The sequence below is a fragment of the Bacteroides sp. L10-4 genome (assembly GCF_013373675.1).
GTDB lineage: Bacteria > Bacteroidota > Bacteroidia > Bacteroidales > Bacteroidaceae > Bacteroides > Bacteroides muris.
Genome location: NZ_JABXJH010000006.1, coordinates 90,421 through 106,582, shown reverse-complemented (window position 1 = coordinate 106,582; position 16,162 = coordinate 90,421). Strand labels below are relative to the sequence as shown.

At 47.2% G+C, this 16,162-nt stretch carries 6 protein-coding genes; 3 read left to right on the top strand and 3 right to left on the bottom strand.

Annotation, left to right across the window (positions count from 1 at the left end):
* Positions 1-469 precede the first annotated feature (469 nt).
* Positions 470-1,597: an ATP-binding protein gene (locus tag HU824_RS03675; protein WP_176468120.1), complete on the bottom strand. Its 1,128-nt coding sequence runs from the start codon at positions 1,595-1,597 to the stop codon at positions 470-472.
* 193 nt (positions 1,598-1,790) lie between these two features.
* Between HU824_RS03675 and HU824_RS03670 the strand changes: the two genes are divergently transcribed.
* On the top strand, positions 1,791-3,212 hold the full coding sequence (locus HU824_RS03670; RefSeq protein ID WP_176468119.1) for a sialate O-acetylesterase: 1,422 nt from the start codon (positions 1,791-1,793) through the stop codon (positions 3,210-3,212).
* 153 nt (positions 3,213-3,365) lie between these two features.
* Here the strand turns inward: HU824_RS03670 and HU824_RS03665 are convergent, their stop codons facing one another.
* Both HU824_RS03665 and HU824_RS03660 read right to left on the bottom strand, forming a co-directional pair.
* Positions 3,366-5,900 (bottom strand): glycoside hydrolase family 9 protein, encoded by a 2,535-nt coding sequence (locus tag HU824_RS03665; protein WP_176468118.1) that lies wholly within the window; start codon positions 5,898-5,900, stop codon positions 3,366-3,368.
* Between the two features lie 327 nt (positions 5,901-6,227).
* Positions 6,228-10,139 (bottom strand): two-component regulator propeller domain-containing protein, encoded by a 3,912-nt coding sequence (locus tag HU824_RS03660; protein WP_176468117.1) that lies wholly within the window; start codon positions 10,137-10,139, stop codon positions 6,228-6,230.
* A 256-nt stretch (positions 10,140-10,395) separates the two neighbouring features.
* Between HU824_RS03660 and HU824_RS03655 the strand changes: the two genes are divergently transcribed.
* Entirely contained in the window at positions 10,396-12,771 is a 2,376-nt protein-coding gene (locus HU824_RS03655; protein ID WP_176468116.1) for a TIM-barrel domain-containing protein, read from the top strand.
* A 204-nt stretch (positions 12,772-12,975) separates the two neighbouring features.
* On the top strand, positions 12,976-16,149 hold the full coding sequence (locus HU824_RS03650; protein ID WP_255260458.1) for a TonB-dependent receptor: 3,174 nt from the start codon (positions 12,976-12,978) through the stop codon (positions 16,147-16,149).
* Positions 16,150-16,162: the final 13 nt, after the last annotated feature.

The window sequence follows — 16,162 nt, the reverse complement described above, 5'->3', positions numbered from 1 at the left end:
ATGAATTATACAAATTTTCAATGTACTCCTTTGCGCTAAAATTCAATATTTTAAGCACGTATTTTTATTAAATTTTTAGGTGTTTTGAATGACGTTGTTCGGAACATCAAACTGAACACCCTAGTTACTAAATGAGTTTACGAAAGTGAATCATGCACATAGTTGTAAGCCTTTTAATCCGCTTGCGATAACGGAGAAAATGCATGCATCTATTGAACTGGAATATTCTTTATCAGATTTGAAAGATGCAGATGTATATGTACATACTGAATATATAGATTCCCAAGGGCAAAGGTTGTCTGATAGTCATAGGGTAGGTAATTTGTGTAGGAGTGGAATAAGTACTAAGATGGTCTTAATAGAGTTTGCTATATATGAGTTGCAAGGAAGAAGTATTTTAATGTCTATGAAACTTTAGTTGTTGGCGTGAGCAGGAAGCATCACTTCCTGCTCACGCCCTTTCTCGCATTTAGCAATACTCCCTTCTGAACCAAAGCTCGAATATAGGGTCGGAGAAAGCATACTTGTTTCCTTCTTTCTCAATGAAATCACGTTCTGTCAGCATACGCTTGTTGCGTGTGATGGTCTGTGCACTGCCCAATTCATATTTCCGCACTACGGGGATGGAGTTGAAGCGGTATTCACCATCGGCTACAGCACGAAGCATGGCAGTTTGGGCAGCAGTCAGGTTCTCGGTGTCGTTCATGAACATAGGCATGTTGGTGTCTATCAGTTGGCGGGTACGGATTTTGATAATCTCATCTGTCACTTTTTCAGACGTACCGCTCCAGATGAAATAGCACAACTGTTGCAAATACCACGAATGGCATTTCACGATGTCGCACAGTTGTTCTGCTTGCTGTTCGCTGATTTCTTTGTTCGTCCGGTGGAAGGCATTGACGATGAAGGGCACCCATTCCTCTTTCTTTATCTTTTGCAGGAACAGTACTTGTCCGAAGCGGTAGAAGGGGCTAGAAGAATTGTTGAAGATGTCCATCATCATATGCCGCTTGCTTCCGTAAAAGCAATAGGAAACTTGTTGCTGCTTCTGCCAGGCAGAGCGCATTTTTCCCTCCATACTTTTGTAGCCGGGTAGTAGTGCCAGTTGTTGGAACTCGTCGATGCAGACAATCAGGTGTATGCCTTTGGCAGCTGCTATCTTTTCGGGTAGTTCCAGTATCTCCATGACACTTTTTTCTTCCAGTTCCAATTTCAAGTCAAAGGAGAGGGTATCGGTTGGGTCGCTCTTCAATGTGATACTGGGAGAAACGGCTTTAAGAAACTGTTTCACATCTTCAAGCCTCTTTTCAAGGGTGGAGGCGGCGCAAGAAATGACTTCTCGCGCAAAGATGCGGTAGAATTCAGCTTCCGTCTTGATGCTGAATGCATCAATGAAGCAGACACGGATATGCTTGTCTTCTTGTGTCAGTTCGTCCATAGCTACTTTTACAAGCGACGATTTTCCCCATCGGCGCGGTGAAATAAGCATTACGTTGATGCCCGATCCAAGCAATTCTTTCAGTTGCTTTCGTTCTTCTACCCGATTGACGAAACTTTCTTTATCAACCAGTGTGCCGTATTGAAAAGGTGATTTCATAAGCTTTCTGTTCTTGATTTAATGACAAATATACAAATTATACATCAATGTATAATACATCTATGTATAATTTTGTTTGAGCACATGTGCAAAAACACCCACTTTTTGCACATGAAACGGAGAACGTGAGCAAAAAGGCCTTATTTTTGCTCACGTTATTGATTCCGAGTATAGTATTAAACACAAATATACCATGAAAAGTAAGACTCTTGCATTGATTCTATTATGCTGTGCCGCCTCGCTGGGTGCTAAAGTAAAACTGCCTGCACTGGTAGGCGACAACATGATACTGCAGCAGCAGACTGAAGTGAAACTGTGGGGAACGGCAACGCCGAAGGCGGAAGTACGTGTAACCCCCTCGTGGAACGGACAAACCTCCACTTGCCGTGCCGATAAGGATGGCCATTGGCTGCTTGCCGTGAAAACTCCGGCAGCAGGATACACGCCTTATGAGATAACCTTTGATGACGGAGAAAAAACTACGTTGAAGAATATCCTAATCGGTGAAGTATGGCTTGCTTCCGGCCAGAGCAATATGGAAATGCCCCTGAAAGGTTTTGCCGGCTGTTGCATCATGAACGGAGCGGATGACATCATAGCTTCTGCCGAGAACAAGGGGGTGCATATGTTCACCGTTCCCAAGCACCAGACTTATGAACCACAAACCGACTGCAAAGGTAGCTGGAACATATCTTCCATAGAAACCGCACCTGATTTCAGTGCGACGGCCTACTATTTTGCCACTTCGTTGAGCCGTGCCCTTCGGATTCCGGTCGGCATCATCTGTAGCGCTTACGGTGGAGCCACTGTAGAAGGTTGGATAAGCCGTGAACTGCTGGAAAACTATCCAGACATATCTCTCAACCCCGATTCCATCGAACACCTGCATCCCATGCACCGCCCCATGCTGATGTACAATGCCATGCTGAAGCCGCTTCAGAACTATACCATCAAAGGGTTCATCTGGTATCAGGGAGAGTCGAACGTAGGTCGCCATGAAACATATGCCGAACGCTTGGCCGATATGGTGCAGCTGTGGCGCAAAGAATGGGGACTGGGCGAATTGCCTTTCTACTTTGCCGAAATAGCGCCGTACGCCTATGGAGGTACCCAGCAAGAGAAAGCTGCTTACCTACGTGAAGCGCAATTCCGTGCCCAAAGCCTGATTCCGAACAGTGCCATGATTTCTACAAACGACCTTGTAGAGCCTTATGAGATATACAATATCCATCCCCGCAACAAGACGAAGGTGGGCCAACGTTTGAGTTATCTGGCATTGAACCTCACCTATGGATTGAAGCAGATACTCTGTTTCGGCCCACAATATAAGTCATGGACCGCTAAAGGCAATGAAGCCTGGGTCTCTTTCGACCACCTGGAAATGGGTATCTGCCGCAACTATGACCTTCGCGGTTTCGAAGTGGCGGGTGAGGACCGTGTGTTCCATCCTGCCGACAAAGTATGGCTGCACTGGCAGACGAATGAGGTCGTGATTTTTTCGGAGAAGGTGTCCTGTCCTGTTGCCGTGCGCTATTGTTTCCGTGATTTCCAGGTCGGTACAATGATTGGCGGGAACGAACTGCCCACTATTCCATTCCGGACGGATAATTGGTGAAAGAACGGAAAGTAGATAAACACTTTCATTATACTATAATATTAGGCGCGGGTTACGCGGAATCCATGGATGCAGTAAACTAAATCCGTGAAATCCGTGTAATCCGCGCCTAAAAGAAAATATCCAGAGGGTTTTGTTCCCCCTCTGTCTTTCTTATTGTTTCAGCAACTGTTCTGCTGCAAGTACCAGGAACATATAGTGGGACGAACCTCCTCCCAACACATACTCAGTTTGTTGCCAGAGGAACGGGAACGTGAGGAGTTCCGGGAAGTCGGGACGGATAAGCGCCGTGCCGGAAATGACCCCACCGGGAATGTACGACCAGTCTGCGCGGTTCAGTCCGTAGCCCACAGTGGCCGATTGTGCGCCGACACCCGAGGCGAAGGAAGCTTGGTTGGAGCCTGGGTGGCATCCGAGAATGAAGTTGAGGGCATTGAATACCGGTGCTTTCGGGAATATTTCCGGATAGGCGGTTGTCAGGAAGTAGTGCTGGAAGCCGAAACGCTGTATATCCCAGCCTGCACCCCAGATGTTCGGACGGTAGGGAACGCCATAGGGAGTCTCCTGCACTTGCTTGTCCAGTTCTTGTTTGTATCCGGTCAGAGCTTTGCGGAAAGCGGTGGAGAAAGCTTTGGCTTTCTTGTTCTTCATCTGTGCGAACTGTTTTTCCACACGTGCCGTGTACCAGCCGATGCGGCCTATCTGCTTGATGATGAGCTCCTGGTTGTCCAGGATGAAGTCCATATAGGGTTGTTCGCCCGTGGTGAGGTACAGTTCTACGGCTGCCTGCACTTTGGGGAACAAGGCTCTGTTGTTGCCGCTTCCGGTAGACGCATATACTTTGCGGGCAATGTCGAGGCAATGCACGCTCAATGTATCATTGAAGCCTTTCAATACACGTGATACGGCAGCAAGTTGGGCAGCTGTCGACAGTTCCCGTCCGGGGTTGTCCTCTGTAAATATCCAACGGTCGTCTTCATTGCCGATTTTTCCGTCCGTCATGGCGGCGGCATCACCCAGAAGTACGTACTGGCGCAGGTCGTTGCAGATGATTCCCCGGTAGAGACGTCCCAGTGCCAGATAGCCGTTGACTACCGTAAGGGCGCCGTTCTCTACTTGTTGCAGCAGATCATTCTTGCCGTCGGGCTGGTGGATTTCCGTCACACGGTTTATCTGGTCGATGGAGGTCACATCGAGATTCGGGTGGAAAGCTTCGTAGGCCAGTGCCAGGATATAGGATTCTCCGGCTTGGGATTCGATGCGGAGGTCAAAGTCTCCGGCATCGTGCCAGCCGCCTATGTTCACTCCGGGAACCACTTCACCGGACTTGAACTTGGACAGGCCCTCTTTCTGGTCGTAGCCGTCGATATGGTTGTGTGCCGGTGCCATCCGGGCATCGTCCATGTGGCAGCAGTCGTGCCATACGCGGTACTTCTCGTTGACGCGCATATGGCACATCTGTACGGGAAGGAAATATTCCAGTACGGGTTGCCATACGCCGCGGGCATATACGTCATTGTCGATGCGGAAGATGGGGGATACGGAGGTATCGTATTTAATCTTGTAGAGTCCCGGTTCCTTCACATCCGTGAAGTCCACCTTCAGATAGTTGTACCTCAGGAACTTTCCCCAGTTGGCAGGAGTGACGTTCTTGACAACCTTTTCGCCGTTGGCATCGATACGGATGATTTGTGCCGTTTCCTTTCTATTGTCACGTATATCCATTTCGATGACAGCTTCCTTGTCCTGGGCGGGATGATAACCTATCTGTGAAGTCTGGATAACCGGCTGATACATCCAGTCGGCCACTACGTTCGGAGTGATAATCCATTTGACGGCGCCTTTGGTGACATCCGGCTTTATGTTGCTGCGTAGTACGAACCAGCCGTTGTTGTGGTTCATCCGGCCGTCAAACAGTTGCAGGTCACCGCCCAATGATTCGATGGTGACTTTGTTGTAGGGGTCATCCGGTCGGGAGGTGAACTTGGTTCCTTTGGCGTAAGGTTCGCTGATGATGTCGTCTGCCACAATCGGGCTGTAACCTTTTCCTATCAGTTTGTCCATGTCTGCCAGCGATTGCTTGCCGTCATGGTAGTTTCCTGTATGCAGATGGTTGGGTTGGGTTGTCATCAGGGGGGAGTTGGGCTGTTGCGGGAAGATTCCGCTCTGACCGTCCATAATCCAAGGCTTGCCGAAGAGGGAACCTGGGAAGAATTCGAGGTTGAAGCCCACTTTCCCGATGAATTCCTGGGGAATGGGGCGGTCCAGGTCTACGGTCACTTCGATGTGCTTACCCTTGCTTTCCACTTTTACCGTATATATAAGGTGGAGGTCCGGGTAAATCATCGGATTGAATCCGGTGAGGTGGCGTGAAGAGTCGGGATAGCAGAGCGTGGCGGTGATGCTGTTGTCGCCGAGCTTCCGGTCGAGTTGTTTCGGCACAGGCTGCCATTGTCCGGGGGTGGCTTCCAGTCGGATGTCTCCATTCGTTGCCACGCGGTGTCCGTTCATGATGATACATACTCCTCCCTGGTGTCCTTCGGGATAGATGTCATCAAAAGCCATGACGTCGACTCCCTGGTTCTTGAAATAACCGGAGGATGTCAGCTTGAAGTCTTGCGCATGCAGCGTACTGCTGCCGCAAAGCAGTGCCAGGACTGATGCAAACAGGAAATGTTTCTTTCTCATAGTATCTATTTTTGAGTTATAGAATTTTCCACTAATATACGGACTAATTGGGAAACAGATGGTTCTTGTTTGTAGCCAATTACGTTATGGAATGTGTCTTTTGCCTATATTTCGAAGACAAATATTGTGTGGGGGGAACTGACAGATATTGGTCTTGATAAAGCAAGGGCCGGATGTCCAAAGGTAGTCTCTATTGGAATCAATTGTGCCCTTCTTGTCGGATGAGTCTTATTACGGATGCGGAATGCTCTTATGTTTCCAATGAGATTGTTGTCAACCGGAGTGCTGCTTTAGTAGCGTTGGATGTATTGGGGCAAAATAACGTGACTATTCAGCCTGCTGCTTTATGAACTCGGACGGGCTGATGTGGAACTCATCTTTAAAATGCTTGGAGAATACTTTGGGAGAATTATAGCCTAGTGTGTAGGCAATCTCCGCGATTTGCATCTGGCTTTCTGTCAGGAGCTGCTGTGCCCGTTTCATGCGGATGGTTCTGATGAACTCGATGGGTTTCTTGCCCGTAATCTTAATCATTTTCTTGTAGAAATAGCTGCGTGATATATTCAGGCTGCTGGCCAGCTCCTCGACAGAGAACTCAGTTTCGCTGATGTTGTCCTCTACAATCCGGATGGCTTTTTCTACCAACTGCCGGTCAAGAGGGGTGATGGTGATACGGCTTGGTTCGATTTTAATGTCCTGATTGAATATTTCCTGCCGTTTTACGTTCATCTCGATAATCTTGTTGATGCGCAGCTTGAGGACTTCCATATTGAAAGGCTTGGTGATGTAGTCGTCCGCACCGACGCCAAGTCCCTCCAATTGATGCTCCTCGCTTGCTTTGGCTGTCAGCAGGATGATGGGGATATGTGAATAGCGTATATCGTTCTTGATGGTTGAGCATAGTTCCAGACCATCCATCTCGGGCATCATGATGTCACTGACCACTAAATCAATATCTTCCTTTTCCAGTACATTCAGTGCGTGTTTTCCGTTTGTGGCTTTTAATACATGATACTGTCTGGCGAGACTTTCAGAGAGAAACTTCAAGAAGTCGTAGTTGTCATCTACGAGTAATATGGTGAATGGATGGGGTTCTTCCTTTATTTCCGGTTTTTCAATCGGTTCTCCATTTCTGCTTTCATTACTGTTCTGGTGCAGGGGGAGGGTAATCAGGAATACAGAACCACAAGGCTGGTTATCCCTGACACAGACAATACCCTGATGCATCTTTACGTATTCGGAAACGATGTGCAGTCCAATGCCGCTGCCTCCGTTGCTCGACTGGTTTTTGCCCGACTGATAGAATCTTTGGAATATTTTCTCCTTGGATTCATCTTCTATACCGCAACCGGTGTCGGTAAAGGTCAGCTCCAGATTTGTGCCTTTTACGGCAATATCCAGTGAGATGCTTCCTTTATTGGGAGTGAACTTGAATGCATTTGACAGTATGTTCGTGCATATCTTGCGTATCTTGTCATAGTCGAAATCCATGAAGACAGAATGTTGTGGAGTGGTAAGGCTGTAGCTGATGTTCCGCTTCTGTGCTATCGGATCGAAAGAGTGGAATATTTCACTCAGAATGATAAGGATGTTGTCATGTTTGCATTTTAGGGTTTCAGCCTTGGCATCCAGCTTTCTGAAATCCAGCAGTTGGTTAATCAGTTCCAGCAGATAGTCGGCATTTTGTTTGACCATATCCAGAATACCTTTACGATATTCGGGATGGTCTACGAAAAACTCTTCAAGCGGATTGATGATAAGTGACAAGGGAGTCCGCAGTTCGTGGCTTATGTTGGCAAAGAACTGTAGTTTCATATTGTTGATTTTCTGCTGCCTTTCATTTTCCACCTCGATGGCTTGCATGATTTGTTTCTGCTTTTGGCGTAAGCGCAGATTGCGGATAATGGACAGAAGGATACACAAAATGATACCGGTATATATGGTATAGACCCACCAGGTGCGCCACCAAGGAGGGAGTATCTTTATTTTCAGTTCCTTGATGTTGGGGCTCCATATGCCTTGTGAGTTGCATGCCTTGACGGATAAAGTATAGTTTCCGGCAGTCAGCATGGATAGGTTTACTTTGTTGTTTTCGGCATAAATCCAGTTGGAATGAATCTTATAGGCATATTTTATCTTATCCGTTTCCACCAGGTCGAGGGCAGAGAAGGACAGAGTGAATGAATTTTCCTTTTCAGTGAAGGAAAGGTGTTGTGCACATTCAAGTGAGCTGCCGTTCAGGATGTCCGGATGGGGCATTCCGGATTTGAGCTCAATACCGGTAAGGTAAATGTTGGCATCATAACTTGTGGTCAGGATGTCTTGTGGAATGATAGTCTGGTAACCTTTGGGGGTACCTATCAGTATATTGCCGTTCTGCAGTTTGAGGATGGCGTGGACATTGGTATCGTTGCATATCAGTCCGTCGCTTGCGGAGTAGTTCACGATGGCGTATGTATCGTTTGTTATTTTGATTCGTGAGATGCCGTTGCCGGTGCCAATCCACATTTGGTTGTTGTTGTCTTCTGTGATGGCTCTGACGAGATTGGCGGCAAGTCCGTTTTTCTGGTCAAGGAAGTAGATGGAGTCGTTCTTCTGGTTCCATATGCTCAGTCCGTGTGGATGTCCTATCCAAAGAAGGTTCCGGCTGTCCTTATAGACAGTGAGCATATTGTTCTCCTTGAAGCGGCCGGCTTCGGTGTAGATATTATAGGCTTGGGTTTCCGTATCGATAATAATGAGTCCTCCTCTGGTTGCTACGTAAAGGGTGCTGTCTTTGTCATAGTACATATCACGGACAAAGAATTCTCCCGGACGGTACAAGATGGTGTCAAACTGCCCGGTTTCCGGATTTAACCTCTGTATGTATCCCTTCATGGTGCCTATCCAGATGTATCCGTGTTTGTCCACCTCTACTGTATACACATTGTTCTCGAGAAGCTGGCTGTTATTTACTGTGTATTGTTTGATTTGCCCTTTCGAGTAGCATAGCAGTCCTTTCTGGAAGGTGCCTATCCATAAGCGGTTTTTGGAGTCGATGGATAAGTCAACTACAATATTGGCGGGAGTTGCAATTTTTTCGTATGAATCAGTCACCAGTGAGCGTCGGATTAGTCCTGTACCGTCTGTTCCGTAGTAAATGGATTCCTGGCTTGTGTCTTCGCAGAAGGTCAGGATGTCATCATATTCCAGGGATTTGTTGCATAGTATGATTTGGGACGTGGGGCTATAATAGGAAATACCGTGTTTGAAATTCCCTATGTATATGGTTCCGTCTTTGTCCCGGTAAATGGTATTCAGATTGTTGCTGGCAATGGTGTGCGGTTTCAATGGGTTGTGCACTAAGTTGGTAAGCGATTTGGCCAGGATGTTGTAAACGAACAGCCCCATATGGCTGGTAAGTATCCATACGTTGCCGTCTCCCAGGTCGAGGATGCGTTGCACGCGATTGTACTGTATGCGGGTATTATCGTTCAGGCTGATGTTCTCCCATTGCTGTGTAAAACTGTTCTTGTGCAAAAGCAGGCTGTTTTGGAAGGTGTATACCCATAGGCTTTCGTTTTGGTCTATGTAAATGTGTGGCTCATGATTCTCCAGCAAAGGTCTATAGATGGCGGGAATGGCTATTTCCTTGACTTCGGAAGTCTGCTTGCTGATACTGTATAGGGTACCGTTGGAGTACATTATATAAATGAACTGGACACCTATATAGAGGCATGAAATCTTTTCAACTGTCAGTGGATAGGCTTTGATGGAGCTGTTGTCAATGCTTCGTATGTAAAGTTTGGAATAGTCGTAGGCCCAAAATTCATTCTTGGAGGTTTTTCCCATCCTCAGAATGTTTTTACTGGGGATTTGCAGCCCATCGAGTATGGGTTTATAGTCATTGTCGAATTTACCGGTCTTATAATTATAGATACTGTAGCCGCTGGAAGTCCTTATCCATACATTGTCGTCCGGTCCTTCGAAAATTTCGCTGATGGCATCGTCCGGCAGGTCGGAGTTGTTCTGGTAATACTGCTGGAAGGAGTAGCCGTCGTATTTGTTGAGTCCTGATTCTGTCCCCACCCAGAGGAATCCCCTTTTGTCTCTGTAGATGCTTCGGATACTGTTGTTGGAGAGTCCTTCTGTTGTAGAGAGCTGCTTGAACATGACAGCCGGCGGGATTTCCGCTGAGTTACCTTGAGCAGTAAGGAGGAAGGCCAGGTTGCATATAAGGAATAGAAGCAGTTGTTTCATGTATTTTCTTTATTGGAAGGATTGACAATATTGTAACTGCAAACTTAGATATAATCCTCCGAACGAGCAAGGGAAGATTTGCGTATTCGCGTGGGATGATATCCTCCGTTTGGTGAAAAATAGTATGCATTTTGTTTCCAATGGCCCTGTATGGGTTCTATGAAACAAAACCGGATATTAAAATACATTTTTAAGGCATCTGTGTTTCCTTTAAGAAAAATACATTTGCAGGCAAGATTATTTAAATCCTAATAGTATGAAGAAAGAACTTTTAGCAGTGGCGATGCTGTTGTTTGCCGGCGGCAATCTGTTGGCACAGCCACATGTCAATGACGGTACCTCGTATCTGATGAACCAACCTCTGGACATGAGTGCCGATTTCCGTGACTTGAGTAATACCTTGTTTTTTGCAGACCACCTGGAGTCATTCGATGCCAAGTCGGGTGAAGGGCTGGTGAACTGGAAACGCGGGCATCTGATGCCCCGCCAAGCCTTCAATACCAACGGTGCACAGCCCCGTAAAATGAGAATGCTCGATTTCCCTTTCACTGCCTATGAAAATGACCCTGACCTCAAATTCAAGATTGACTTTGTAACTCCGCGTACAGTACGTATCCGTATGCTAACGACCCCGGTGGAACCTAAACCTGCCGCTTCCATCATGTTGGCAAAGGAACCGGGCAGGGATGGAAGCTGGAAAGTTACCGAGACGAATGACAAGATTGTCTATTCCAGCGACTATGGAACCATTCAGATTAACAAGAATCCCTGGAGAATTGTCTTGAAGGATAAAGCCGGACGTATCTTGAGTCAGACTGCCGCTTTGAGTGATGCGGACTCTACGCAGGTAAAATACACGCCGTTCTGTTTTGTGAAGCGGGGAAGCGACAATGCCCGCCGCATCAATCCGGTATTTACTTTAACTGCGGATGAGATGATTTTTGGCTGTGGCGAGTCTGCTACAGGGTTGAACAAAGTGGGGCAGAAAGTAAATCTGTTTGTTACAGATCCACAAGGACCTGAGACGGACCAGATGTACAAACCGATTCCTTTCTTTATGAGTAACCGGGGGTATGGTATGTTTATGCATACATCCGCTCCCGTGACTTGTGATTTTGGTGCTACTTATATTGGGCTGACCAAAATGTTCATGGGTGACGAGAACCTGGATTTGTTCGTCTTTTTTGGCGAGCCAAAAGATATTCTGGACGAGTACACCGATTTGGTAGGAAAGCCGGGTATGCCCCCCTTGTGGTCTTTCGGTACGTGGATGAGCCGTATTACCTATTTCAGTGAAAAGGAAGGTTATGATGTAGCGGCCAATATCCGTAAGAACAAGTATCCGTGCGATGTTATCCATTTCGATACCGGCTGGTTTGATGTGGACTGGCAGTGTGACTATGAATTCTCCGAGAACCGTTTCCAGAATCCACAGCAGATGTTGAAGGATTTGAGGTCACAAGGTTTCCATGTATGTTTGTGGCAGTTGCCTTATTTCACTCCTAAAAACCGTTATTTCTCTGAACTGATAGAGAAAGACATGTATGTGAAGAATGGAAATGGTGAACTTCCCTACGAAGATGTTGTGCTCGATTTTTCCAATCCGGAAACAGTAAAGTGGTATCAGGACAAACTGGCGGGATTGCTGAATATCGGTGTCGGTGCCATCAAGGTTGACTTTGGCGAGGCTGCTCCACTGAACGGTATTTATGCCTCTGGCAAGAGCGGATGGTATGAGCATAATCTCTACCCGGTGCGCTATGACATGGCAGTATCCGAGATAACCAAAAAACTCCATAACGAGAACATCATGTGGGCTCGTGCTGCGTGGGCCGGTTCCCAGCGCTATCCATTGCATTGGGGCGGTGATGCTGCAACTACGAACACGGGACTACTGGGTACGCTTCGTGCAGGCTTGTCCTTCGGCTTGTCCGGTTTCTCCTTCTGGAGCCATGATATGGGCGGTTTTGTAAAATCCACTCCGGAGGACTTGTATTGCCGCTGGATACCGTTCGGTTTCCTTACCTCCCATACCCGCGCACATGGGGCACCTCCGACAGAGCCGTGGTTGTACGACAGCAAGCGTGTGCAGGATGTTTTCCGCAAAAGTGCAGAGATGAAATATCGGCTGATGCCTTATGTGTACGCTCAGGCTAAAGAATGTACAGAAAAGGGGTTGCCGATGCTAAGAGCCTTGTTTGTAGAATTCCCCGATGATCCGGGAGCATGGAAGGTGGACGATGAGTATCTCTTCGGTTCGCAGATTCTGGTTGCCCCTTTGCTCGAATCCGGTATGACTGGTCGCACTGTTTACCTTCCCGAAGGAAAGTGGATAGACTACCAGACAGAGAAAGTGTATGAAGGCGGATGGCATAAGATTGAAGCAGGCAGTCTGCCGATAATCATGCTGGTACGTGACGGTTCGGTACTTCCTCATCTGAAGTTGGTGCAGTCCACTGCTGAGATGGATTGGAGCAAAATGAATCTGAAGGTATACAGTGCTGACAAGAAGCAGGCGGAAGGATTGGTTTGTCTACCTGCCGACAACCGTATTCAGGTTGTGAAAGTGGATTGCGGAAAGGCCAAACCGCAATTGTTGAACAAGGTTGAAGGAACTTCCCTGAGTTTCTGAACTTAATCTTTGGAAATCTATATTGAATTCGCCCCAGCCGGTATGGAAGAGAACGGGATATAGTTACCGAAATCTGTGCCACTATGGTGGCACAGATGTGCCTTCCCAATGGCACGGCAGTGCCTCTAAGGTGGCACAAAATTGTGTCGCACAGCTTTTGTACTTATGATTGGGGTATTTGTTAAACCTAAGTATTTAGTATTTATGAGAAATGTGATGAAGTATTTGGGCATTATGTCAGTATCGCTGGCATGTGCCGGACCTCTCTTTGCAACAAGCGTACAGCCGTTTGCAAGTGTCACTGTCGTACAGCAGAGTGTAGTTACTGTGAAGGGCCAAGTGGTGGATGAGAAAGGCGAGCCCATCATCGGTGCCAATGTCATTGTGGAAGGTACGACAAACGGTATGATTACCAATCTGGAGGGTAACTTCTCCTTGCAGTGTCCCGTAGGTTCTACGCTGAAGACCAGTTACATCGGTTATCTGGCGCGAACGGTCAAAGTAACCGGGAATATGAATGCTCTGAAAATTACTTTAAAGGAGGATACCGAAACCTTGGATGAGGTGGTTGTTGTGGGCTACGGTACGATGAAGAAATCCGACCTCACCGGTTCTGTGGCTTCCGTGAATGCGGAGGAGATGATGAAGCGGAATCCGGTGAACTTGGGACAAGGTTTGCAGGGAGCTGCGGCAGGTGTATCTGTCATCCGTTCTTCCGGTGACCCGGAAGGAGGTTTCTCCATCCGTATCCGCGGTGTGGCAACCGTGAATGGCTCTGCCGACCCACTCTATGTAGTGGACGGTGTGCAGGTGGGAACTTCCATCGATTTCTTGAATCCTAATGATGTAGAGTCCATCGAAATTCTGAAGGATGCTTCGGCTACGGCAATCTATGGTACCCGCGGTGCCAATGGTGTCATTATGATTACTACCAAGAACGGCGGTAAGGGTAAGGCAAAGGTGAACTTCTCGGCCAACTATGCCCTTCAGTTCAATTCGAATAAGATTGATGTGGCTGACGCGGACTTGTTTGCAAGCGCTGTACGTTCCGCCGTCAAGAATGACGGTATTGCCATGACCAATCTGGCGTATGGCGAGGATTACATAGGCAGGCTGAACAGCATTGACTGGCAGGACGAAATGTCACGCACGGCATTACAGCAGAACTATAATCTTTCTGCTTCGGGAGGCAGCGAAAATACCCAGGCCAACTTATCTCTGGGTTACTTGAACAATCAAGGTATCGTGATTGAATCGAATTTTAAACGCTTGACGGCACGCGCTAATATCACCCACAAAGTGAAAGACTTCCTGCATGTAGGCTTGAACTTGAACTATGCGCATTCGGAAAAGATGGGAGGAGGCAACCTGAGAAATTATGCACAAGCCATTCCAACCATGGATTATGTAGAGGACGGTGTTTTCTATTCCATGCCTATTGTGTTGCCCGACGGTACTTGGGGACATTACAAGAAAGAAGGTAACGGTGACGTGAACAAGGGAGCTGACAATCTGGTTGCTGCTGCCAAGACTGCCGACAGCATCAATAAATGGGACCGTTTGCTCGCCAGTGCTTTTCTGCAGCTCGATTTGTACAAAGGATTGACTTTCAAGACCATTGCCAGCTATAATTATTATACCAGAGGTTATAATGGCTATACGGCTTACAATGACAGAACTTTTGGAACTCAAGACCGTAAGGACTCGTTCTCGCTGAATCAGAGCCAGTCTACCTCACTTGGTCTGGAAGCGTTCTTGAACTATGACTGGTCCAATGAGCACCACCGCGTAAGTGCAATGGCCGGTTTCTCTACCAGCGATACGAACGGTGCCTGGCTGAATTCCAGTGCCAACGATTTCCCGGCAGATAACATCCGCCAAATTTCATTGACCAATGATCCTTCTTCCAAGCAAACGGATGGCGGGCTGGACCTGAAGACAAGATTCCTTTCTTACTTCGGCCGTCTGACTTATACTTTGAACGACCGCTATATTGTGACTGCAACGGTACGCCGCGACGGTTCTTCGAACTTTGGTGCCGGCAATCGTTACGGTACATTCCCTTCCGCTTCTGTAGCTTGGCGTCTTTCCGAGGAAAGGTTCATTAAGGATTTGGAACTGTTCAGTAACTTGAAGTTGCGTGCCGGATGGGGACAGACCGGTAATGCGGGCAATGGTACCAACTTGTCCATTGCACAGTTGTCTTCGGCAAATGCAATGTACTGGTTCTTTAATGGTTCGAGTGTGATTAACGGTGCCGGTATCGCCCAGCAGAAAGAAATTGATACCAACCTGAAATGGGAAACCAATGAGCAGACAAATATCGGTATTGACTTTGCCTTTATGAACAATGAGCTTTCTTTCTCTGCCGATTACTTTATCCGTGACGCAAAAGACCTGCTTCTGTATCGTCAGATTCGTCCTTCCACCGGTTTCGCCAATGTCTATACTAATGCGGGACATATCCGTAACTCAGGTTTCGAGTTTACTGCTGCATGGAACAAGAGCTTCAGCGATTGGAATATCGGCATAAGACTGAATGGGTCTACTCTGAAGAACGAGGCTATTGAAGTCGGCGATCCGATATTCAGCAAGTCAGGTTCAGCACAAGATGGCGACAACTGGGACAACCACTCCATTACACAGAACGGCTATCCTGTAGGTTCCTACTATGGCTGGAAGGTAGAAGGTATTTTCAGAACCCAGGCCGAAATTGATGAAATGAATAGGCTGGCGGTTGAAAAGGGAGTTGAAAGTGGTGTATATCAGGACAAGACTACCCAGCCCGGCGACTATAAGTTTGTTGATTTGAATGGTGACGGGCAGATTACCGATGCCGACCGTACTGTTATAGGCAATGGATATCCCAAGTTCACTTACGGAATGAACCTTACCGCTTCCTGGAAAAACTTTGATTTCTCAATGAACTTGTACGGTGTAGCCGGTATGGATATCCTTTCTTATTCTTCGGCCCGCTTGACCTCTGTCTATGCACCCGACGGCGGTTATCAGAATGTACTGAAGGAATATATCAATAATGCATGGTCGTCTTCGAATACCGGTGCCAAATATCCGCGTATCACCAAGACAGACTATAATAAGAATATGCGTGTGTCCGACGCTTACATCCAGAAGGGGGATTATCTGAAGATTTCAAATATTCAGATAGGATATACATTCCCGAAGAATGTGCTGAAACCGGTGAAAATGGAAAATGCACGCGTATTTGCCAGTGTCGACAATGTATGTACCATTTCTTCGTACAATAAGTTCGGTAATCCGGAAGTCGGTGACTCCAATGTATTGTATTCGGGATTTGACGGAGGACGTTATCCGTTCCCGATGTCGGTTACTTTCGGTCTGAGTGTACAGTTCTAATACTAACGGATAA